We start from the raw sequence: 23339 nt of genomic DNA on the forward strand, positions 1-23339 counted from the left end.
ACATACGGTCGATAAAATTTTAAAAGTAACAGCCGGCTCTACTCCCGAAATCGGGCAAAAAGTAGATGCCTTATATCAATCGGTGATTACTGCCGGAACGCATTTGGCACCTTCTATCAAAGTGGCTGAAGCGGCTAAAGTGATTGAAAATTCGCAACGGGACATCAATATTGCTTTTGTGAACGAATTGGCTAAAATATTTAGTTTAATGAATATTGATACCAGTGCTGTACTGGCTGCTGCGGGAACCAAATGGAATTTTTTGCCTTTTAAGCCAGGACTTGTAGGTGGGCATTGTATAGGGGTTGATCCTTATTATTTGGCGCAAAAAGCACAGGAATTGGGTTATCATCCTGAAATTATTTTAGCCGGACGTCGATTGAATGATAGTATGGGGGAATATGTAGCTTCCCAGGTAGTCAAATTAATGATAAAAAAAGGAATTTCGGTTAATGGTGCTTCACTATTAATGCTTGGAATTACTTTTAAAGAAAACTGTCCGGATGTACGCAATACCAAAATCATGGATGTGATTAAAGCGTTACAGGAATATGGAATCGCAATTACGCTTTGTGATCCATTAGCTAATCCGGAAGAAGTACAGCATGAATATGGACTGGAATGCAATTCTAAACCTATCGAAGGAAAAAAATATGATGCCTTAGTGTTAGGAGTAGCTCATGCTGAATTTCTAAGCATGGATTTGTCGACATTGCAGAAAGAGAGCAGTGTTTTATATGATGTAAAAGGCGTTTTAGGAACAGCAGTTGATGGTAGATTGTAGTTGGAAATAACACACCCCTAACCCCTCTTAAGAGGGGAATTCGTTTCGTTTATACATTACGAATTTCCTCCTTGAGGAGAGCTAGGGAAATGTAAATTGGGAAAATAAGACAAGAGAAAAATTTCATGTTGACTTTTGTTGTTTAACAACCCACAACCCACAACCCACAACTCATAACCCACAACTGATAAAAAATGAAAAAACACAACATTATACACGTTATTCTTACCGGAGGAGTAGGGAGTCGTTTATGGCCTTTGTCCCGTAAGAGCCAGCCGAAACAATACTTAGAAATTTTTGACGGAAAATCTTTGTTTGAATTGACCGTAGATCGAAATAGAGATATAGTTGATGAGGTTATTGTAGTTGGGAATACTGATAATTGCAATTTGAGTAAGGCTATTTTGGATAAGAAAAATATCCCGTACCTCGATATTGTTGAGTCTACTCCCCGAAATACTGCAGCTGCGATTGCTTTTGCTGCCTTTGCTGCCGATCCGGAGGATATTTTGATTGTGACCCCAATGGATCATATCATTGAAGGTAAAGAACAATATGATATTGCAGTTGCAGATGCCATCTCAAAAGCGAAAGAAGGCAATATTGTTACTTTCGGAATTGTGCCTACTAAACCGGAAACCGGTTATGGTTATATTGAAGCTAAGGGTGAAAATGTGCTTTCTTTTAGAGAAAAGCCGAATTTAGAGACGGCGAAGAGTTTTATTGCCAAAAAGAATTTTTTGTGGAATTCCGGAATGTTTTGCTTTAAGGCGGGTGTATTGCTGGACGAATTGAAACATTTCCAGCCTAAGGTGTATAAAAGAGCTAAAAAAGTCTGGGAGCATAGCGAAAATGGAAAATTAGATTTGGAATTGTCATTGGAAATACCTTCTATTAGTGTGGATTATGCGGTGATGGAACGTTCTAAGAAGATAAAGGTGATTCACTCACAGTTTTTATGGTCTGATTTGGGTTCTTTTGAATCGGTTTATGATTATTTGTTATCCAAAGGACACCCGGTGGATGAACATGGTAATATGGTGATAGGGGTTCAAAATTATACGGCTTTCATTGGTATGAAAAATACCATTTTAGTGGCCACTGAAAATGCCAATCTGGTCTTGCAAAAAGAATATTCACAGGATGTGAAAGATTTATATAATGAATTAGAAAATCAACACTCCGAATTATTAAATTAAGCTATTGGGTGACATTGATTTTTGAGGATTAATTTTCTTGTTCCCGATACGATTTTATAATGAAAATCGAAGTGACGGATAAAGAGACTAACTTTAACACTCACGAGTCAGTTTGGGTTGAGAACAGTTTTGCGACAGAAAAGCGGTTTGGAGTATCGGGAATTATTTGGTAAACGAGACTTCTTGATAATTTTTACTCCGTTACACTGCGTAAAACATTCGAAGTGAAGGTTTTGATTATTTTATCTAATAGGTTAAATTGAAAAATTAAAAAAATAAAATGAAAAAAATACTGATTACCGGTGGTGCCGGATTTATCGGATCGCATGTAGTAAGACGTTTTGTGACCAAATATCCGGAATATCACATTTATAATTTAGATGCGCTGACCTATGCGGGGAATCTGGAAAATATTAAAGATATTGAAAATAGCGAGAACTATACCTTTGTCAAAGGAGATATTGTGGATGAAGCTTTCATTAACGAACTGTTTTCAATACATCATTTTGACGGAGTGCTGCATTTAGCAGCGGAGTCTCATGTTGACCGCTCTATTGAAGATCCGTTAGCTTTTGTGAAAACCAATGTTATTGGGACGATGAATTTACTTAATGCGGCCAAAAATCAGTGGAAAGATAATTTTGAAGGCAAACGCTTTTATCATATCAGTACCGATGAGGTTTATGGAAGTCTGGGTGCAGAAGGACTTTTTACGGAAACAACTCCTTACGATCCTAATTCGCCTTATTCGGCTTCAAAGGCAAGTTCGGATCATTTTGTCAGAGCGTATGGAGAAACTTACGGACTGCCTTATGTGTTGACCAATTGTTCCAATAATTACGGTTCCTATCATTTTCCGGAAAAATTAATTCCGTTGTTTATTAATAATATTATTCATAATAAGCCGTTACCGGTTTACGGGGATGGTCATTATACCCGTGACTGGCTTTTTGTAGAGGATCATGCTATTGCAATTGATTTGGTTTTTCATGAAGGTAAAAATCACGAAACCTACAATATTGGTGGTTTTAACGAATGGAAGAATATCGATTTGGTCCAATTATTATGTCAGCTTATGGATCAAAAATTGGACAGGGCAGCAGGAACTTCTCAGCAGTTGATTACTTATGTCAAAGATCGTCCGGGACATGATTTGCGTTATGCCATTGATGCGACTAAGATTAACCGGGAATTGGGCTGGAAACCATCAGTGACTTTTGAAGAAGGCTTGGAAAGAACCATTAACTGGTATCTGGCGAATGAGGAATGGCTTAAAAATGTCACTTCCGGGGCTTATAAAGATTATTATAAAAAACAATATTCGTAAGCGGTAGCCTCAGTTAATTCAGCAGCCGTCAGTTCGAGTTTTTTTATAAAATAGCGGTAGCATTTTTATAAAAATGTATCGAGAACGATGGTTTACTATAGACTTCTCGATACGGTTCGCTACTCGAAGTGACGTGTATCGGGAGCCGTTTTTAATAATTTCAGATCAACAGCATATAATTTTTTGAATTACTAATATCATCGAAAAACAATAAAGACAAATGAAAAACATAACAGTCGTTTTTTTATTCTTTTTTACACTTTTACTTTCATACCACTCCCATGCTCAGGATATACTAAAATCCAGTGATTTGAGTACGGTAAAAGTAGCCAATTTATCGGATGCCGATATTGCTAAAATAAAAGCACAATTGCAAAGTAATCATATGACTATTGAGCAGGCAGAACCGATGGCTTTGTCAAAAGGAATGAGTGCTGCTGAATTTGCCAAATTGAAGGAACGATTAAACAGTCTTTCCACAGGTTCCTTAAATAATAAGGCAGCCGGGAATACGACTGGAAAGACAAATAATTCGGGACGTGTTTTGGACAAAATTGCCAATAACAAGGTGAAGGATTCTGTCAATGCGATGATATTTGGTTCGGAGTTGTTTGATAATCCAACCTTGAATTTTGAACCCGATTCGAATCTGGCTACTCCAGTTAATTATATCTTAGGCCCTGGTGATGAATTGCAGGTGAGTGTCTATGGAGTACAGGAATATAATGCCAGCATTCCTGTTAGTGTAGAAGGGAAAATTTCCATTCAATATGTGGGAGAAATTGCAGTTTCCGGTATGAGCATTGAGGCTGCTACCCAAAAAATAAAGGCTGCGATTGCCCGGGTTTATAGTACGGTGGCTTCGGGGCAGTCTCAGGTGAGTGTTAGTTTGAGTCGTATCCGTACCATTAGTATTACCATTGTAGGCGGAAAACAGCCGGGGAATTATTCCATTTCTTCATTGGCAACGGTATATAATGCCTTACATTTGGCCGGAGGGCCGGGAAAAAACGGCAGTTACCGAAATATCGAATTAATTCGAAATAATAAGGTTTATAAGTATGTCGATATTTATCGTTTTTTGGTCAAAGGCGATCAGTCGGATAATGTGACTTTAAAGGAGAATGATGTGATTCGTATTCCGGTGTATACCCAAAGGGTTACGGTTACGGGAGAAGTAAAACGTCCGGGGATTTTTGAGATGAAAAAGGGAGAAACTTTTTCCGATTTATTGCGTTTTGCTTCCGGCTTCAATGAATTTGCTTATACGGCTTCGGTGAATGTTACCCAAAAAACCGGAAAAGAGTTTAAAGTTAAGGATATTAGTGAAAAGGAATTTTCGTCTTACCAGCCACAGGCGGGAGATGTTTTCCGAATTACAAAAATATTGAACCGTTTCGAAAACCGTATTAAAATTGAAGGAGCTGTTTTCAGACCGGATTATTATTCGTACAGTGAAGGGATGCGGGTTTCTGATCTGATTCAGAGAGCGGAAGGTTTAAAAGAAGATGCTTATACTAAAAGAGCCCGAATTATTCGTCTACAATCCGATTTGACCACTGAAATTGTTACAGTTGATTTGGCGGCTGTTTTGGCGGGAGATCGTACTGCAGATATTGCTTTAAAAAGGGAAGACGAAGTAACGATTTATTCTGTTTTGGATTTTAAAGAAGATTATAAGGTAACGATTGATGGGGAGGTGAAAAATCCGGGAGAATATGACTATGTTGACAATTTAAGTCTGAACGATTTAATTGTGCAGGTGGGTGGATTAACTGGTTCGGCTTCAAAGCGTGTGGAAATTGCCCGAATGATTAAGTCGGATGAAAGGGATGATAATGATCCAAAGCGTGTTGAATTGATTGCATTAGAAATTACAGCCGATAATAATGAGCAGGCAAAGAACTTTGTTTTACAGCCTTTTGATGTAATTAACATTCGAAGAATGGCGGTATATGAAAAACCGCAGATGGTTAAAGTGAGTGGTGCGGTGGTTTATCCCGGGAAATATGTCTTAGCCAATAAAAAAGAATCGGTTTATAATGTGGTGATGCGTGCCGGTGGATTGACCTCTGTAGCCAATATCGAAGGGATGAAAATTCTAAGGCCTATCAAGCAGGAACAAATTGATGATATAGAAAGTATCGATTTGAATTTATCTAAAAATGATACACTAAAAGAAAAGTTGACTAAAAAGTTAAAAGAGGAAGCCAAATTTGCGGTTATTCCTTTAGATTGGGAAAAGATAGAAAAAAATAAGGAACATTATTCTAATGTTACTTTATTCCCTGAGGATGAAATTGTGGTGAGTACGTTTAATGAAGGTGTGAAGGTGTCCGGAAATGTATTGTTGAATTCTGAGATTCCTTACAGAAAAAGTAAAGGATTGAATTATTATCTTAATGCCGTTGGAGGGGTTAACAGCAAAGGTTGGAAGAAAAAGGCCTATGTGATTTATCCTAATGGTAAAGCCGATGTGACTTCTTCGTTTTTATTCTTTAAATCTTATCCAAAGGTAACCCCAGATTCTCAGATTGTAGTTCCTGAAAAGCCGGAAAGAAAACGAATGAGCACCGGTGAATGGGTAAGTATTGGTAGTGTATTTAGCAGTTTAGCCTTGTTGATTATTACCGCTTTTAAATAAGTTGTGGGTTGTGAGTTATCGGTTCTCTGTTATCGGTTATGGGTTATTAGTTAACAGACAACAAAAAAAACGATAAAAAAATGAAGAGTTATAAAGATTTAGATATTTACAATTTGAGTTTGTCGTTATTTTATAAGATACACCGTGTTTCTTTGCAATTGCCTAAGTATGAATTGTATGAATTAGGTAGTCAGTTAAGAAGATCTTCAGATTCAGTAGCTACTAATATCGTTGAAGGGTATGGAAGAAAAAGATACAAACAGGATTTTATCAAGTTTTTGACTTATTCTCATGCCAGTAATTTAGAAACCTTATGTCATCTGGAAAAATTAGGGGTATTATATCCCGAATTTACAGCAGAATGGAAAGAATTGAAAACTGACTATGATATTCTAGGAGCTAAGTTGTTCTCCTTTTTAAAATATGTAGAAAATAATTGGAATAAATTTGAATAAACTTTTATGTGTTCTCGGTTATCCGTTATCTGTTAATCAGTAAACCGAGAACGGATAACAGACAACTCACAACTGAAAAAATGAACGAACAATATCCAAACGACGAAATATCCTTAAAGGAACTGATAGAAAAAGCGAAAGAATGGTGGGACTATTTGCTTTCGAAATGGAAAGTGATTGTGCTGGCCGGACTTGTTGGCGCAGCTTTAGGGCTGAGCTATTCTTTTATTAAAAAACCAATTTATACCGCGACTTTATCTTTTGCCTTAGAAGATGAAAAAGGGGGAGGAGGATTAGGTGGTGCTTTAGGTTTGGCATCTTCCTTAGGTTTTGATTTAGGCGGTAGCGGTGGTGGAGCCTTTTCAGCTTCTAATTTAACGGAATTGTTCAAATCCCGTTCGATGGTGGAACAAACCCTGTTAAGTCCGGTAGTAGTAAACGATAAGACGATGTCGCTGGCAGAGATGTACATTCAAAACAACGAATGGCGAAAAGCATGGGAGAAAAAAACGGAATTGGCTAAATTGGAATTTCTGCCTAATGCCCGTCGTGAACAATTTACCAGAGTTCAGGATAGTGTTATGGGTAAGATCTATGAGAATTTATTGAAGGGAAGTTTATCCGTAGCGCAAAAAGATAAAAAAATCTCTATTATCAGTATCGATGTAGCTTCCGAAAATGAATTGTTTTCGAAATATTTCTGTGAAGCTTTGGCGAAAGAAGTATCTGATTTTTACGTGGAGACCAAAAGCAAGAAAGCCCGTGAAAATATGCAGATTTTAGAACGACAAACCGATTCTATCCGTCGAGAACTCAACGGAGCGATAACGGGAGTAGCAGTAGCCAATGACAATACTTTCAATCTGAATCCGGCCTTAAATGTACGCCGTACGCCTTCCGCCCGTAGACAGGTGGATGTGCAGGCGAATACCGCTATCTTGACAGAATTAGTAAAACAAACCGAATTAGCTAAAGTAACTTTGCGTAAAGAAACGCCTTTGATTCAGGTGATTGACAAGCCTATTTTACCTTTGCCTAAAGAAAAGTTTGGAAAAGCTAAAGGGATATTGTTGGGTGGTTTTCTAGCGGGTTTTTTTGTTGTCTTGGGATTGATTATTCGTAGGATATTAAAAATAATATTGGTTTAAATGTGCTAAAGAATTCAGGGTAAGAATTATTGATGATAAATATCTTAGTAAAATCGTACTTGCGTTTTGTATTGTAAAGTTTAAGTAATTGTATCGAGTTATATTTTTATACGAGAGATTGTAGATTGTTAATCTTAAGTGTGATAAAGAGAAAATTATCAAAGATAAAAGACAAAATAACTTTGTAATAATATTTAAAAATTATTTACAAAGTTTAAAAATTCTGAATAAGAGAAATAAAATAAATGAAAATTACAAAAATTTGCTGTATTGGAGCTGGTTATGTGGGAGGACCAACTATGGCTGTTATTGCACAAAAATGTCCACACATCCAAGTTACAGTTGTCGATTTAAATAAAGAAAGAATCTTGGCATGGAATGATGAGAATACTGATAATATTCCAATTTATGAGCCAGGATTGTCTGAAATTGTTGCCGAAGCCAGAGGAAGAAACCTGTTTTTTTCAACCGAAGTAGATAAGGCTATAGATGAAGCAGAAATTATTTTCATATCCGTAAACACACCAACTAAGACTTACGGAAAAGGAAAAGGTATGGCGGCTGATTTAAAGTATATTGAATTATGCGCCAGACAGATTGCTAAGATTGCTAAGGATAATAAAATTATAGTTGAAAAATCGACTTTACCAGTCAGGACTGCAGAGGCTATAAAAAGTATTTTGGACAATACGGGAAATGGAGTACAGTTCCAAATTCTTTCCAATCCAGAGTTTTTGGCGGAGGGGACTGCGGTTCAGGATTTATTAAATCCGGATCGTATTTTAATTGGAGGTGATACTTCCGTTGAAGGACAAAAAGCAATTCAGGTCTTGGTAGAGGTATATGCTAATTGGGTTTCGGAAAATAAAATTTTAACTACCAATGTATGGTCGTCTGAATTATCAAAATTGACTGCCAATGCATTCTTAGCCCAAAGAATTTCATCCATTAATGCCATGTCTGAACTTTGCGAGCAGACTGGAGCTGATGTGAATGAGGTTGCAAAAGCGATAGGAATGGATAGTCGAATAGGTTCTAAATTTCTTAAGTCCTCGGTAGGCTTTGGTGGCTCTTGCTTTCAAAAAGACATATTGAATTTAGTTTATATAGCAAAATCCTATGGATTGAATGAAGTAGCCGATTATTGGGAACAGGTTGTTATTATGAATGACCATCAAAAACGTCGTTTTTCGAACAATATCGTTCAAACACTTTACAACACCGTTGCTGATAAAAAAATTGCTTTTTTGGGTTGGGCTTTTAAAAAGGATACCAATGATACTCGTGAATCTGCTGCTATTTATGTTGCTGATGATTTGATTAATGAGCAAGCAAAAATTGTGGTTTATGATCCTAAAGTGTCCCGAAGAAAAATCCTTGCTGATTTGGATTATCTTGAAACAAGAACTTCAGAGGAAAATGCAGATAGCATTATCACTTTTGATAATCCTTATTTGTCTTGTGAAAAAGCACATGCCGTTGCTGTACTTACCGAATGGGATGAATTTGTTCAATATGATTGGCAAAAAATATATGATAATATGCAAAAACCGGCTTTTATTTTTGACGGTAGAAATATACTGAATAAAGTAGCATTGGAAAAAATTGGTTTTGTATATCAAGGTATAGGAAATTAAAATAAGATTTGATAAGTAAATAATGGCTAATATAAATTTTTGATGAGTAAGAGAGTTTTAATTACAGGTGCGGCGGGTTTTTTAGGATCTCATTTGTGTGATCGTTTTATAGCGGAAGGTTTTCAGGTTGTTGGTATGGATAATTTAATAACCGGCGATATAAAAAATATTGAGCATTTATTTCCAAATAAGAATTTTGAGTTTTATAATCATGATGTATCCAATTATGTACATGTTGCAGGAAAATTAGATTATATCTTACATTTTGCTTCTCCGGCTAGCCCAATTGATTATTTAAAAATTCCTATTCAAACCTTAAAAGTAGGTTCTTTAGGGACTCATAATTTATTAGGTTTAGCAAAAGAAAAAAAAGCAAGATTTTTAATTGCATCAACTTCGGAAGTATACGGAGATCCGACTGTTCACCCACAGCCTGAGGAATATTGGGGTAATGTTAATCCGGTTGGTCCTAGAAGTGTTTACGACGAAGCAAAAAGGTTTCAAGAAGCCATTACCATGGCTTATCATACATTTCATGGCTTAGAAACAAGAATAGTTAGGATTTTTAATACTTATGGTCCGAGAATGCGATTAAATGATGGGAGAGTTTTACCTGCATTTATTGGTCAGGCATTGCGTGGAGAAGATTTGACCATTTTTGGGGATGGTACTCAAACTCGTTCTTTTTGTTATGTGGATGATTTGATTGAGGGAATTTACAGATTATTAATGTCTGATTATGCTTACCCTGTAAATATTGGCAATCCTAATGAGATAACCATGAATGATTTTGCACAGGAAATTATAAAATTAACTGGCACCGATCAAAAAATAATCTATTTGCCTTTACCACAAGATGACCCAAAACAAAGGCAGCCGGAAATTACAAAAGCTAAAGCTGTTTTAGATTGGGAACCTAAAGTATCTCGACAAGAGGGATTAAAAATCACCTATGATTATTTCAGAAATTTCACTAAAGAACAATTAGATTCTACTAAAAATAATAAGGATTTTGTAAGTGCTTTATGAAAGAAAAAGTTGTGTATTACTTAAGTCAAGAGTCTTCAAAAAATGCAATTTGGTTGTTTCTTGATAAATTTCTTCGTCTAGGTGTTGGCTTAATTGTAGGTGTTTTAGTTGCAAGATATTTAGGTCCTGAGTTATTTGGGAAATGGAATTATGCAATTGCATTTATAAGTCTTGTAAGTGCCTTTGCTACTCTAGGGTTAGACCAAATTGTAGTTAAACATCTTTTAGATAAAAGTCAGGAGGAATCAATTGTATTAGGCACTGCTTTTTATTTGAGATTACTAGGCTCTTTTATAAGTACTATGATTGTTATAGTATATTTTTATTTTTTTAAAAAAGATACAATGTTGTTACTAGTAGCTTTTTTAACAGCATTGAATTTGTGGTTTCAGACTTTAGATGTTATTGATTTAAAAAATCAATCTCAATTACAGTCAAGAAAGACTGTAGTTGTAAAGAACAGTGTTTTTGTTCTGGTTTCTGTTCTTAGATTAATTTTCGTGTATTTTGAGTATTCTTTGTTATCTTTCGTCCTCTTAGCGTTAATTGAATGTGTACTAGGTAGTGCAGGATTGATTTTGTATTATGGGATTGGTAATTTAAAAAAATGGAAGTTTAATATTAGGTATTGTAAAGTTTTATTAAAGCAGGCTTGGCCATTAATTCTCTCTGGTATAGTAATTATGATGTACATGAGATTAGATCAAATTATGATAGGTGATATGATTGGGGAAAGAGGCGTAGGACTTTATTCAGTTTCTACCCGATTTACCGAATTATGGTATTTTATTCCCACGATTTTTGCGACTTCTTTTTTTCCAAAACTAGTTGAGAAATTCAATTTACACAAAGAAAATTATCACACTGTGTGTTTAAAATTGTTTAAGTTATTATTTGTAATAAGTTTCTCTATTTCTGTTTTTTTTACCTTTTCTTCAAACTTTATTATAAATTTTCTTTATGGAAATGAATATAGCCTCTCTGTTTTTGCATTACAAATAAGTATCTGGACTGGTGTATTTGTATTTTGGGGAGTTGCAGCAGGTAATATGCTTGTTGTTGAGAATTTAAATAAACATAATTTAATAAAATCTTTACAAGGTTTGGGGTTAAATGTTATTTTAAATTTACTATTAATACCAAAATACGGAATTAATGGAGCAGCAATAGCAACATTAATTTCACAGTTTTATGCTTCTTATCTATATTATTTTTTCTTAAAAAAGACAAGACATATATTCATACTTCAAACCAAATCAATTTTATTTATTTAATTATGTATCAGGTAAAATCGCCAATTCTTTTTTTAATATTCAATAGACCAAAGGAAACTCAAATTTTATTCAATGCCATTAGGGATGTTAAGCCTAAAAAACTATATGTAGCAGCTGACGGTCCGAGAAAGAATGGGAAAGATGATTTGGCATGTAAGGAAACGAAAGCTATTTTAAATCAAATCGATTGGGAATGTGAATTGATTACACTATTCAGAGAAGAGAATTTAGGATGTGGTAAAGCGGTTAGTAGTGCCATTACCTGGTTTTTTAATAATGAAGAAGAAGGAATTATATTGGAAGACGATTGTTTACCATCTAATGATTTTTTTAGGTTTGTAGATGCGATGTTAGAAAAGTATCGTAAAGATGAAAGAGTAGGACACATTTGTGGGACTAATTTTCAGGGAGGGATTTTGCGTGGTAATGGAGATTATTATTTTTCTAAGACATCACCTATTTGGGGATGGGCCAGTTGGAGAAGGGTTTGGAATAAGTATGATTTTAAGATGTCAAATCTTGACAGTGTATATAAAAAAGATCTTTTGGTATCATTGACGGATAATAAGAAATATAAAAGAAGAATTTATGATTCCTTTTTTGAGACTAAAAGAGGATTTATTGATACATGGGATTATCAGTTCTTTTATACGAATTTGTTAAATAATCATTTGTGTGTTATTTCTAATTATAACTTAATAAGTAATATAGGCTTTACAGATGATGCTACACATACGTTTGATGTGAATAATCCTGCCGCAAATATGGCATATGGAGTTTTACCTGATACAATTACACATCCAGATACTGTTTTACATTGCAAAGAAGCAGATATTTATGAGTTAAATAGAGAACTTGCTATGTCATTTAGTCTTAAATCTGAAATTGTTTCTATTCTTAAAAGATTTGGTTTGTTTAATAGTTTACAATTGTTAAAACGTAAATTCGTTTAATTAAAGAATAGTATTGATATTTAAAATTATGAGTTGAAGTAATGAAAAGGATAAAAGTACTTCATTTAGGGTATAGTGATAATTATGGAGGCGCGAGTATTGCTATGAACAGGATTAACGATGCTTTATCTTTTTCTGAATCTATCGATTCCAAAATTGCTACAATTACCCATTCGACAAAACAAGATACTATATCATTAAACGTTACCTATTTTGATAAATTATGGACTTATATTCGAGTTCGTATCGCTTATAAGTTAGTTGGCTATTTTCAAAAAACGAGTAATAAGTCAGGGAGGTCAATTAATTTTTTCCCGTCGACGGTGATAAGAAGATTAGGGAAATTAGAATTTGATATTTTACATCTCCATTGGATAGGAAATGAAACTATTAGATTGGAGGATTTTCCAAAAATTAAAAAACCTATAGTTTGGACTTTTCATGATAAATGGGCTATGTTAGGATCTGAACATACTCAAATTGATGAATCTAATCGATTTATTGAGGGGTATTCTAAATCTAATAAACCCATATCAACAAGGGGGATCGATATAGACAAATGGACTTGGGAAAGAAAAAAAAAATTTTTCAGTACGGTAAAAATACAGCCAGTGGTTGTCAGTTCGTGGTTGTCTGAAGAAACCAAAAGGTCTTTTTTGTGGAAAAACTCGAGTCCAGAAATAATTCCAAATCCCATAAAAGTTAATTCTTGGGAATTACTTAATAAGGAAGAGAGTAGAGTTGTTTTAAATATTCCTGAGACTAATAAAGTGGTTGTTTTTGGTGCGGTAAATGGTTTTACAGACCAGTTAAAGGGATATGATAATTTAGAAAAGGCTATTTTATATGCGGGGAAATTACAGATTAGAGAAAAATTCACGTTGTTAGTATTTGGTGATTCTTCTTTAAAGAAAATTAGTTTGGCTGAAAATGTAGAATTAATGTCTATTGGAAAAATTGATGATTTAAGTTTTCTAAATAGGGTCTATTGTGCTGCAGATTTAGTGGTTGTTCCATCTTATTTTGAAACTTTTGGTCAAGTAGCAGTTGAAGCAATAAGTTGTGGAGTACCAGTTATAGCTTTTAAAACATCTGGTCTTATTGATATAATTATTGATAATTTTAATGGATTCTTGTGTAAACCTTTTTGTATAAAAGATATGGGAGAAAAAATACTTTTTGCTCTTTCTTTAAATTGGAATTCTGAAGCAATGCGAAATAATATAGAGGAGCGTTTTGGATATGAACATATAGCAAAAAAATATGAGTCATTTTATAAAGAAATAATGCAATAAAAAATGGATTCATTTGCATATTTTGAACTACTTTTTAATGACTGGCCTCTATATCTGGCAAGTGTATTGATTGTTTCTTTCGTGTATTATATAGTTTTTAAAAAATATTATATATCATTGTTAGATCCATTTACATTTACTTGTTTTTTTTCTGCAATGTCTATTACAGTTCCAATTTTTTTGTTTTTTGTAAATGCAATTACAACTAGAATATTTATTTCTTTTCTGATTACTCAAATATTTTTTTTTCTTGGGTTCAGAGTGTTTTCTCCTATAAAGGTTGATCGCATTCCTGTCCTTAAGATTAAAGATGAGAATACCCAAGAAATTAGATTTATTAAGTGGTTTTTTATTTTAATTGGTTTTACAAATATATTACTTCAACTATTTTCATATAAATTGGTTGGAATTCCTTTGTTTGCAGAATCTAGATTAGGTATTTATGGTGAAAGTGGAGGAATTAATAATTTATTAAAGAGAATTTTAGATGTGACGCTTCAGTGTCATATTTTTTTGACAATATTTTTTGTTTACTTCAAAAGAAAGAGTTTTTTTTTCAAAATGCTTACCAATGTAAGTGTAGTGTTTATTCTTTTAGTTTCGGTTCTTTCTGGATCAAAAGGAGCTTTTATGTCTTTTGGACTTGCTTTTTTTATTTATGCATTATATTCTATGCGTTGGGGTGATATCTCTTTATTTTTTACAATAAAAAAGTTTATAATTAAATTTGGTGTAATTGCATTGTTAGCTGCTTTTGCTGTAATAATGTTGTCAGAAGAAGAAGCTAATCCCTTCATTTTTTTGTTATTAAGGATAGGTCAGTCTGGAGATGTTTATTATATGGCTTATCCTAACAATGTTATTGATTTAGTACCTACAGTTAACTGGTTTATAGCATTATTTGGTAGTCCTTTAAGTTTGCTGAGAATTATTCCTAGAGCAATGGTTCCAGAGCCTATGGGATATTTTATAATGCAATATCATCATCCGGATGTTGAGTTTAGAGGACCAAACGCTCGGATGAATGTCTTTAGTTATGTTTATTTTGGAATTGTTTACTCACCTATTTATTGTTTTGTAATTGGAGCTGTTTTTTCATTTTTCAGGAATAAGCTTTTTTATTTGTTACCGTCCAATATTTTTGGATGTATTTATTATTTTTTATTTTTAAATGCCGCATTAAAACTAGAATCCGATTTTCAATCTGCTTTAGCAGATTTTATTAACTTATTAACGGTATTGCCTTTCTTCGTTATTATTTCCTATTATCTTTCATTAAAAAATGCTAATGCATAAAAATTATTTAATTTCAATTATTATTGTTACATATAATGCTGAAAAGCATTTGGGAGCATTAATGGAAAGTCTTCAAACTAGAATCAATGATCAAACAGAAGTCATTGTAATCGATGGGCTTTCGACTGATAGTACCATGGTTATTCTTCATGAATATTATAAATGTATATCGAAAGTTATTTCAGAAAAAGATTCGGGAATATATGATGCAATGAATAAAGGAATTTCAATGGCCTCAGGGAAATATGTTCTTTTTTTAGGTGCAGACGATCGACTGTTGATAAATCTTGAGGAACTGTCAATGTTTTTGAAAGACGATAAAACTATATATTATGGAGATGTTTTATTATCACCCTCAAATAAAATTTACGGAGGGAAGTTTAATACCGCAAAATTGATAAATAGGAATATTTGTCATCAAAGTATTTTATTTCCGAAGGCAGTATTTGAAAAATATCAATACGGCAAAGATTTTAGATTAATGGAGGATTATGCACTTAATTTAAAATTATGGGCTTCAAAAGAATTTAAATTTAGTTATTTAGAAAAAACGATAAGTGTTTATAGTTTAATGGGATTGTCAAGTTTAAATATTGATTTAGACTTTAAGAAAGACTCCCTTAAGCTTATTTTTAGGTATTTTGGTCCAATTGGTGTTGTGATTAAATTGTTTAATCCAATTAGAAATTTTTTTAAAACTTCAAAGAATAGTTTGTCTTAATGAAAGAACAAAGAATTGAATATTTAGACAGTCTACGAGGGTTAGCTTCTATTTCTGTAGTGATTAGCCATTTTGTATTGGCTTATAGGTTGGATTTGGTTTTTAAAGCAGTGAATTATAGTCCGTTGCACTTTTTTTATGATGGTTTCGCTGCGGTTACTTTTTTCTTTGTGTTAAGTGGTTATGTGTTAGCACTATCTATGAAAAATAGAGATCAAATTGGATTAATACCATTTTATCTGAAAAGAATTTTCAGAATTATGCCGGCCTATATTTTTGTGCTTTTTATAAGTTTATTATTGCATTTATTATTTAAGGTAACTCATACAATTCCTGATTCTAGCTCTTGGATTAATTTATTTTGGAATCAACCTTTGGATTTTAAAAATTTTGTAGGTCAAATTGTTTTTATGAAGCCTGAAGATGGTTTTGCTGAATTGGTTTTTCAGAATTGGTCTCTTTTGGTAGAGATGCAATTTTCTTTCTTAATTCCATTTTTGTTTTTAATTTATAAAAAGTCAAATTTTTATTTTTTCTTTATTTTCAATCTAGTTTTATTTTTCTGTTTTAATGCTCCAATTTATATATTTCACTTTTCTCTAGGTGTACTTCTTGCGATGAGTCAAGATTATATTTTAATAAATTTTAAGAGGATAAAAGATAAGTATAAAATAGCGTTGATTTTCTTTATAATATTTCTGTATACCTATCGATATACGCTACCGATGTATTATTATTATGTTTTAAGAGAATATTCTTTAATATTGAGTAATGACAATTTAATATGGATGATTACGGGATTAGGTAGTTTTCTTGTATTATTATATTGCTTTACATCAAAGCGATTACAAAAGCTTCTTAATTTGAATTTTTTTAAATTTATAGGTAGAGTTTCTTATGCTATTTATTTGACACATGTAATAGTATTGATATTTTTTGTTCCGATTTTTATTCAATATTTGAACAATTTTGGAATAAAAAATACTTTTATAATTTTGACTTTTTCATTGATTTTTTTATTACTAGTGACGGTTGTTTTTTCATATTTTTTAACAACATTCATTGAAGCTCCAATGGCTAAGCTTGGAAATAATTTTATTAAAAAATTATCACTTCAAAAATATACTTTTGTCAAGTTATATTTTCAAAAATAATTAACCCAATTACTTTAATCCGTAACGATGAAAATACCAAAAATTATTGCTTTTTATTTTCCACAATTTCATGAGATACCAGAAAACGATAAGTGGTGGGGAAAAGGTTTTACTGATTGGAAATTAGTAAAAGAGGCTGAACCATTGTATGAAGGACATGATCAGCCAAGAGTTCCTTTAAATGAAGATTATTACAATCCTTGTGAAAAGGAAACATTAAAAAAACAGGCTGAATTAGCGAAGAATTATGGAATAGAAGGTTTTATGTTCTATCATTATTGGTTTGATGGGAAATTGTATTTAGAAAAACCTATGGAAGTGTTTTTATCTAATCCAGATATTGATATTTCCTTTTGTGTTACTTGGGCCAATGAATCTTGGACAAGAAGCTGGGTTGGGAAGCCTGAAATTTTTCTTCAAAAGCAATTGCATACTAATGATAAAAATATATGGAAAAAACATTTTGATTATTTGTTGCCCTTTTTTAAAGATGAAAGAGCAATCAAAATCGATGGAAAACCCGTATTTTTAATCTATCAACCCTTTTTAATAAATAACTCAAAGGAAATGATGGCTTTTTGGACTGATTTGGCAATCAATAATGGATTAAATGGTTTGTATTTTATTGCCATAAAAAATCATGATTATCAATCTTCGGATTTTCTTAGTTCTTATCAAGCAATTATGAAATTTCAACCCCGAGAGGCTTATACAAGCAAAGGTTTTCAAGAAGAAAATATTATTGCAAGATTTCAATTTTTAAGAAAATTACCTCATATAGTTCAATTGTACTTGACCAAGTTAAATCAAAAGTTGACTAAATACAAAATATTCGATTCAGGGAAAATATGGAGTATAATAAAGGATAGAGCTTATATGAATGACTATCAGGAGCATAAGTTAAGTGTGTTTGAAAGTGCTTTTTTTGATTGGGATAATACTCCAAGGTATAAAAAAAATGCAAAAATATTTACAGGACTTTCTTTTGAACAAAAGAAAAATAATTTTAGATTTCTAATGCACGAAGCTTTTAGAAATAATTCTCCGTATGTATTTTTTAATGCATGGAATGAATGGTCAGAATCAGCTTATTTAGAGCCTGATAAAAAGAATGGATTCAAGCATTTGGAAATTATTAAGGAAGTTGTAGATGAATTGAAAGAGGAAATAAAATCTAAACATTAAATAGAAAGAATGTATGTATGTATGTATGTATGTATGTATGATATAGTTTGTAGTTTAGTTATTTATAAAAATGATAGAAAGCAAGTTCTAGATGCGATTGATAGTTTTTTAAACACGGATTTAAAAGTTAAATTGGTTTTAATAGACAATTCACCTACTAATAATTTAGCCGATATTAAAATTGATCCCAGAGTGAAATACATTCATAATCCATCTAATCCGGGTTATGGTACTTCCCATAATATTGGTATCAATAAGTATTCTGATATTTCTAAGTATCATCTTATTTTAAACCCAGATGTATATTATTCAAAAGGAGTAATTGAAGATATTATTTTTTTTATGGAAAAAGATAAATCTATTGGGTTAGTTATGCCCAAAGTATTATATCCTAACGGAGAAATTCAGTATCTTGCTAAATTATTGCCTAACCCATTTGTTTTTTTCGCAAGAAGATTTTTGCCTTTTTCCAAAATAAAAAAAAGGATTTCTGATAAATTTGAATTAAGATTCAGTGACTACAATAAAATAATGGAAGTGCCTTATTTATCCGGTTGTTTTATGGTTTTTAGTAGTGAAGCACTCAAAACTATAAATGGATTTGATGAGAAAATTTTCATGCATATGGAGGATTTGGATATTAGTAGAAGATGTTATAATGCGGGGTTTAAGACTTTGTTTTATCCATATCAGGTGGTTTATCATGACCATATTTATAAAACATTTTTAACATTCAATAACTTAAAAATGTATTTTACATCTGCTTTTTATTATTTTAACAAATGGGGATGGTTTATTGATAGAGACAGAAAAAGAATAAATAAATTGACAATTGAGAAAATCAAATTGGCTAAAAAATAACAGAATAAAATGAAAGTAGCCCTTATCACAGGAATTACAGGTCAGGATGGTTCGTACTTGGCCGAATTATTATTAGAAAAAGGATATATGGTACATGGGGTGAAGCGAAGAGCCTCTTCTTTTAATACGCAAAGAATCGATCATTTGTACCAAGATTTGCATCAGGATCATGTGAATTTTAAGTTACACTATGGAGACTTAACAGATTCTACTAATATTATTCGAATCATTCAGGAGGTACAACCGGATGAAATCTATAATCTGGGTGCCATGAGTCATGTAAAGGTTTCTTTTGATTCTCCGGAATATGTGGCTAATGTGGATGGAATAGGAACTTTGAGAATTTTAGAAGCCGTGCGTATTTTAGGCTTAGAGAAAAAAACCCGTATCTATCAGGCTTCTACCTCGGAGTTGTACGGTGGTTTAGCTGAAAATAAAAATGAGAAAGGGCTGTATGATGAGCACTCTCCTTTCTATCCGCGTTCTCCTTATGGGGTAGCTAAAATTTATGGTTTTTGGATTACCAAAAATTACCGTGAAGCCTATAATATGTATGCCTGTAATGGAATTTTGTTTAATCACGAATCGCCACGCAGAGGAGAAACTTTTGTGACACGAAAAATTACGATGGCTACCGCTGCTATTGCTTTAGGAGAACAAGATTGCCTGTATTTAGGAAATTTAGATGCCCAACGTGACTGGGGACATGCGAAAGATTATGTGGAAGCAATGTGGCGTATTTTACAACAGGAGAAACCGGAAGATTATGTAATTGCTATGGGTGAAACGACTTATGTACGTGATTTTGTTCGTATGGCTTTTGCAGAAGTAGGAATTGCTATTGAGTTTAAAGGCGAAGGAGTAGCTGAGAAAGGATATGTAGCGGCCTGCTCTAATCCTGCTTACCAACTGGAAATAGGGAAACAAGTGATTGCAGTTGATCCGCAATATTTCCGTCCAACAGAGGTAGATTTATTGATAGGGGATCCTACAAAATCAAAAACCAAATTGGGTTGGGTGCCACAATATGATTTAAAAGGATTGGTGGAAGAAATGATGGCATCTGATTTGGAATATGTGCAAAGAGAAAAGATGTTAAAAGAAGCCCGCCTGAGTTTTAAAAATTAATTTTAATAGTTGGTTATCAGTTGTGAGTTGTGAGTTGTCAGTTATGAGATTTATGTTGCTTAATTTTTACGACTCTAATCTTACATGACGTTCAATTCATATCCTGAAATTTTAGTTTGATATAACGCGTTGGGTGAAATTGTTTTTGATTGTAAATTTTCGTCAGTTCGAGTGATTTTCGTTAGAAAATCGTATCGAGAACAAGAAAATTTATCATCAAAAACGGTTCTCGATACATTTTTTGCTTCATTTCATTACGCAAAAAACACTCGAACTGACGTTTTTAATAATTTCACCCAAAGGATTTTGATACAGATTTTTATTATAAAAAATGAATAAACAAGACAAAATATATATTGCAGGTCACCGCGGAATGGTGGGTTCTGCTATTTTAAGAGCTTTAGAAGCACAAGGATATAGTAACTTTTTGTTACGAACTTCATCTGAGCTGGATTTAAGAAATCAGCAGGCAGTGGCTGATTTTTTTGCAGAGGAAAAACCCGATTATGTTTTTTTAGCTGCAGCTAAAGTCGGAGGGATTGTAGCGAATAATACTTTTAGAGGGGATTTTATCTATGAGAATTTGATGATTCAGAATAATGTGATTCATCAGGCGTATTTGAATAATGTAAAGAAGTTGATGTTTTTAGGTTCTTCCTGTATTTATCCTAAAATGGCGCCTCAGCCATTGAAAGAAGATTATTTGCTAACCGGACTTTTAGAACCAACCAACGAGCCGTATGCGATTGCCAAAATAGCCGGAATTAAAATGTGTGATGGCTATCGCTCACAGTATGGCTGTAACTTCATTTCGGTGATGCCAACCAATTTATACGGCCCTAATGATAATTACGATTTAAAGAATTCTCATGTTTTACCGGCAATGCTTCGTAAGTTTATTACTGCGAAACGCAATGGCGAGGCTTCCGTAACGATATGGGGAACAGGAACGCCTAAAAGAGAGTTTTTGCATGCGGATGATTTAGCAGCGGCCTGTTTGTTTTTGATGGAAAATTATAATGAAGAAGGTTTGGTGAATATTGGGGTAGGATATGATATTTCGATTTTAGACCTGGCTCATTTAGTTAAAAAAATAGTAGGTTTTGAAGGAGAAATTCTAACAGATACTTCTAAACCGGATGGCACACCTCGAAAATTGATGGATGTTTCAAAACTGAATGCTTTTGGTTGGACAGCAAAAACGTCTTTAGAAGAAGGTATTCAGAAAGTTTACGAAGAAATTAAAGATACGAATTGGGAGTAATCTCCAAGATACATAATGGAATACACATTACTGGGAATTGTTTTAGTCATCATCATGTTACTCTATTTTAAAGTAGCAGATCGTTTTAATATCATTGACAAACCGAATCAAAGAAGCTCACATACCGAAATAACGTTAAGAGGCGGAGGAATCATTTTTTGGTTTTCCGCCTTGCTTTATTTTGCACAACATATTGAGAATAATTATTTTTTCTTTACAGGAATTACATTAGTGAGTCTGGTGAGTTTTTGGGATGATATTCAAAGTTTGTCCAATAAAATAAGAATCTCGATTCATTTTTTAGCCATAACGCTGGTGTTTTATGAGGCAGCTGTTTTTGAAAACCTGCCGTTTTTAGGGATTGCTGTAGCTTATGTGGTGGCTATCGGTTTGATTAATGCGTATAATTTTATGGATGGGATTAATGGTATTACAGGACTTTATACCTTGGTGGTCATGGGAGCCTTGTGGTATGTTAATGAAAACATTCAATTTTTTGCCGATTCCGATTTTATGAAATATGCGATGATGGCCAGCTTGGTTTTTCTGTATTTCAATTACCGAAAAAAAGCCAAATGTTTTGCCGGCGATGTGGGAAGTATAGCCATTGCTTTTTGGATTATTTTTCTGTTGCTAAAATTGGTTTTAGCAACTAGTTCTATAGTGTGGCTGTTGTTTTTAGCGGTTTATGGAACAGATACGGTTTGTACCATTTTGCATCGTTTGTATTTGAAACAGAATATATTTGAAGCGCATCGACTGCATCTGTATCAGATATTAAGTAATGAGTATCAAATACAACACCGTTTGGTGGCTCTGTATTATGCTTTGGCACAAGTTTTAGTTTCTGTTGTTGTGGTGTTTTTTTATCATAAAGTTCAGGATATAGTGTTGTTTTTAATGATTATTCCTACTTTACTGTTGATTTATAGCTTAAAGTTTTATTTGTTAAAAAAAAGGGATGCTGAACCTGAACTGACGAGGAGATAAACTGACGCCCTGTTCCCGTCACTTCGAGCAGCGAAGCGTATCGGGAAGTTTTGTTTGTAAGATGGTTCTCGGTTCTCGATACAATTTTTAAAGCAGATGCTTTGATTTAATAATGAATAATGTTTTAGCTTTAAAAATAACTCGAACTGACGAGACCTCAATCAGACATATGCTCATAAATGGGTACGTCACTTCGAGTGAATTTTCAGAAATGCGAATAGCTTTTCAGAAAATTTTTATCGAGAAGTCTTGTGTATAAAATAGTTCTCGATACTTCGAACTCATTTTCTGTTGCAAATGAGTTCTCAACTCGAACTGACGGTGCGGTGAACTGAGGTTTTGTTACGTCACTTCGAGTAGCGAAGCGTATCGAGAAGTTTTACAACTATCGAAAGTGTTTTAATAAAAGAAATGAGATGAAACAGTCTTATGTTTATATTTTGAAATGTTCTGATGGGAGCTATTACACAGGTGTTACAAGTAATCTGTCGGCTAGGATGTTTAAACATAATTCAGGGTTTTACCCCGATTGTTTTACTTTTAATAGGAGACCGTTAGAATTAGTTTTTTATTGTGAGTTTACGGATATTAATTTAGCAATTGAAAAAGAAAAACAAATCAAAAAATGGTCTAGAGCTAAAAAAGAAGCATTAATTAATGATGATTTTGATGAGTTGGTTAATTTGGCAAAAAAGAATTTTGGAAAGTAATGATTCTCGCTTAAGGGAACGTCACTTCGAGTAGCGAAGCGTATCGAGAAGTTTTGTTGGAAAAATAGTTCTCGGTTCTCGATACGATTTTTAAAGCGGATGATTAGAATTACTAACGAATATTATTTAGGCTTTAAAAATCACTCGAACTGACGAGGGGATAAACTGGCGCATGCTCATAAATGGGTACGTCACTTCGAGTGAATTTTCAGAAATGCGAATAGCTTTTCAGAAAATTTTTATCGAGAAGTCTTGTGTACAGAATAGTTCTCGATACTTCGAACT

The 23339-nt window shown here is 33.2% G+C and carries 20 protein-coding genes; all 20 read left to right on the top strand.

Going from position 1 to position 23339, the window contains the following annotated elements; all coding sequences use genetic code 11:
• A partial coding sequence (locus tag B6A10_RS15900) for a nucleotide sugar dehydrogenase (RefSeq protein WP_188221649.1) occupies positions 1-784 on the top strand: 784 nt, incomplete at its 5' end.
• A gap of 194 nt (positions 785-978) precedes the next feature.
• Positions 979-1983, top strand: coding sequence for a mannose-1-phosphate guanylyltransferase (locus B6A10_RS15905; RefSeq protein WP_188221650.1), 1005 nt, complete (start codon positions 979-981; stop codon positions 1981-1983).
• A gap of 280 nt (positions 1984-2263) precedes the next feature.
• Positions 2264-3310: a dTDP-glucose 4,6-dehydratase gene (rfbB, locus tag B6A10_RS15910; RefSeq protein ID WP_188221651.1), complete on the top strand. Its 1047-nt coding sequence runs from the start codon at positions 2264-2266 to the stop codon at positions 3308-3310.
• Positions 3311-3530: 220 nt separating this feature from the next.
• Positions 3531-5954 carry an SLBB domain-containing protein gene (locus tag B6A10_RS15915; RefSeq protein ID WP_188221652.1) on the top strand — a complete coding sequence of 808 codons (2424 nt, stop codon included), beginning with the start codon at positions 3531-3533 and terminating at the stop codon, positions 5952-5954.
• Between the two features lie 80 nt (positions 5955-6034).
• Positions 6035-6409: a four helix bundle protein gene (locus B6A10_RS15920; RefSeq protein ID WP_188221653.1), complete on the top strand. Its 375-nt coding sequence runs from the start codon at positions 6035-6037 to the stop codon at positions 6407-6409.
• An 80-nt stretch (positions 6410-6489) separates the two neighbouring features.
• Entirely contained in the window at positions 6490-7557 is a 1068-nt protein-coding gene (locus B6A10_RS15925) for a Wzz/FepE/Etk N-terminal domain-containing protein (protein ID WP_188221654.1), read from the top strand.
• Positions 7558-7802: 245 nt separating this feature from the next.
• Positions 7803-9194 carry a nucleotide sugar dehydrogenase gene (locus tag B6A10_RS15930; protein WP_188221655.1) on the top strand — a complete coding sequence of 464 codons (1392 nt, stop codon included), beginning with the start codon at positions 7803-7805 and terminating at the stop codon, positions 9192-9194.
• A gap of 42 nt (positions 9195-9236) precedes the next feature.
• Positions 9237-10223, top strand: a complete 987-nt coding sequence (locus B6A10_RS15935) for a UDP-glucuronic acid decarboxylase family protein (RefSeq protein ID WP_188221656.1) — start codon at positions 9237-9239, stop codon at positions 10221-10223.
• Entirely contained in the window at positions 10220-11497 is a 1278-nt protein-coding gene (locus B6A10_RS15940; RefSeq protein WP_188221657.1) for a flippase, read from the top strand. The genes B6A10_RS15935 and B6A10_RS15940 overlap by 4 nt, the downstream gene beginning before the upstream one ends.
• 2 nt (positions 11498-11499) lie before the next feature.
• A complete protein-coding gene (locus B6A10_RS15945) occupies positions 11500-12450 on the top strand; it encodes a nucleotide-diphospho-sugar transferase (RefSeq protein ID WP_188221658.1) in 951 nt (316 codons plus the stop codon).
• Positions 12451-12491: 41 nt separating this feature from the next.
• Positions 12492-13745: a glycosyltransferase gene (locus B6A10_RS15950; RefSeq protein ID WP_188221659.1), complete on the top strand. Its 1254-nt coding sequence runs from the start codon at positions 12492-12494 to the stop codon at positions 13743-13745.
• Positions 13746-13748: 3 nt separating this feature from the next.
• On the top strand, positions 13749-15041 hold the full coding sequence (locus B6A10_RS15955; protein ID WP_188221660.1) for an O-antigen polymerase: 1293 nt from the start codon (positions 13749-13751) through the stop codon (positions 15039-15041).
• Positions 15034-15762: a glycosyltransferase gene (locus tag B6A10_RS15960; RefSeq protein ID WP_188221661.1), complete on the top strand. Its 729-nt coding sequence runs from the start codon at positions 15034-15036 to the stop codon at positions 15760-15762. The genes B6A10_RS15955 and B6A10_RS15960 overlap by 8 nt, the downstream gene beginning before the upstream one ends.
• The gene (locus tag B6A10_RS15965) at positions 15762-16916 is read left to right on the top strand and encodes an acyltransferase family protein (protein WP_188221662.1); all 1155 of its coding nucleotides are present in this window, start codon (positions 15762-15764) and stop codon (positions 16914-16916) included. The genes B6A10_RS15960 and B6A10_RS15965 overlap by 1 nt, the downstream gene beginning before the upstream one ends.
• Before the next feature lie 27 nt (positions 16917-16943).
• Positions 16944-18101: a glycosyltransferase WbsX family protein gene (locus tag B6A10_RS15970; RefSeq protein ID WP_188221663.1), complete on the top strand. Its 1158-nt coding sequence runs from the start codon at positions 16944-16946 to the stop codon at positions 18099-18101.
• Between the two features lie 33 nt (positions 18102-18134).
• Positions 18135-18962: a glycosyltransferase gene (locus B6A10_RS15975; RefSeq protein ID WP_188221664.1), complete on the top strand. Its 828-nt coding sequence runs from the start codon at positions 18135-18137 to the stop codon at positions 18960-18962.
• A gap of 9 nt (positions 18963-18971) precedes the next feature.
• Positions 18972-20090, top strand: coding sequence for a GDP-mannose 4,6-dehydratase (gene gmd / locus B6A10_RS15980; protein ID WP_188221665.1), 1119 nt, complete (start codon positions 18972-18974; stop codon positions 20088-20090).
• A gap of 331 nt (positions 20091-20421) precedes the next feature.
• Positions 20422-21354: a GDP-L-fucose synthase family protein gene (locus B6A10_RS15985; RefSeq protein ID WP_188221666.1), complete on the top strand. Its 933-nt coding sequence runs from the start codon at positions 20422-20424 to the stop codon at positions 21352-21354.
• Positions 21355-21369: 15 nt separating this feature from the next.
• Positions 21370-22344, top strand: coding sequence for an MraY family glycosyltransferase (locus tag B6A10_RS15990; protein WP_188221667.1), 975 nt, complete (start codon positions 21370-21372; stop codon positions 22342-22344).
• Positions 22345-22760: 416 nt separating this feature from the next.
• Positions 22761-23054 carry a GIY-YIG nuclease family protein gene (locus B6A10_RS15995; RefSeq protein ID WP_188221668.1) on the top strand — a complete coding sequence of 98 codons (294 nt, stop codon included), beginning with the start codon at positions 22761-22763 and terminating at the stop codon, positions 23052-23054.
• Positions 23055-23339 lie beyond the last annotated feature (285 nt).

This window comes from Flavobacterium pokkalii, assembly GCF_014596575.1.
Lineage (GTDB): Bacteria > Bacteroidota > Bacteroidia > Flavobacteriales > Flavobacteriaceae > Flavobacterium > Flavobacterium pokkalii.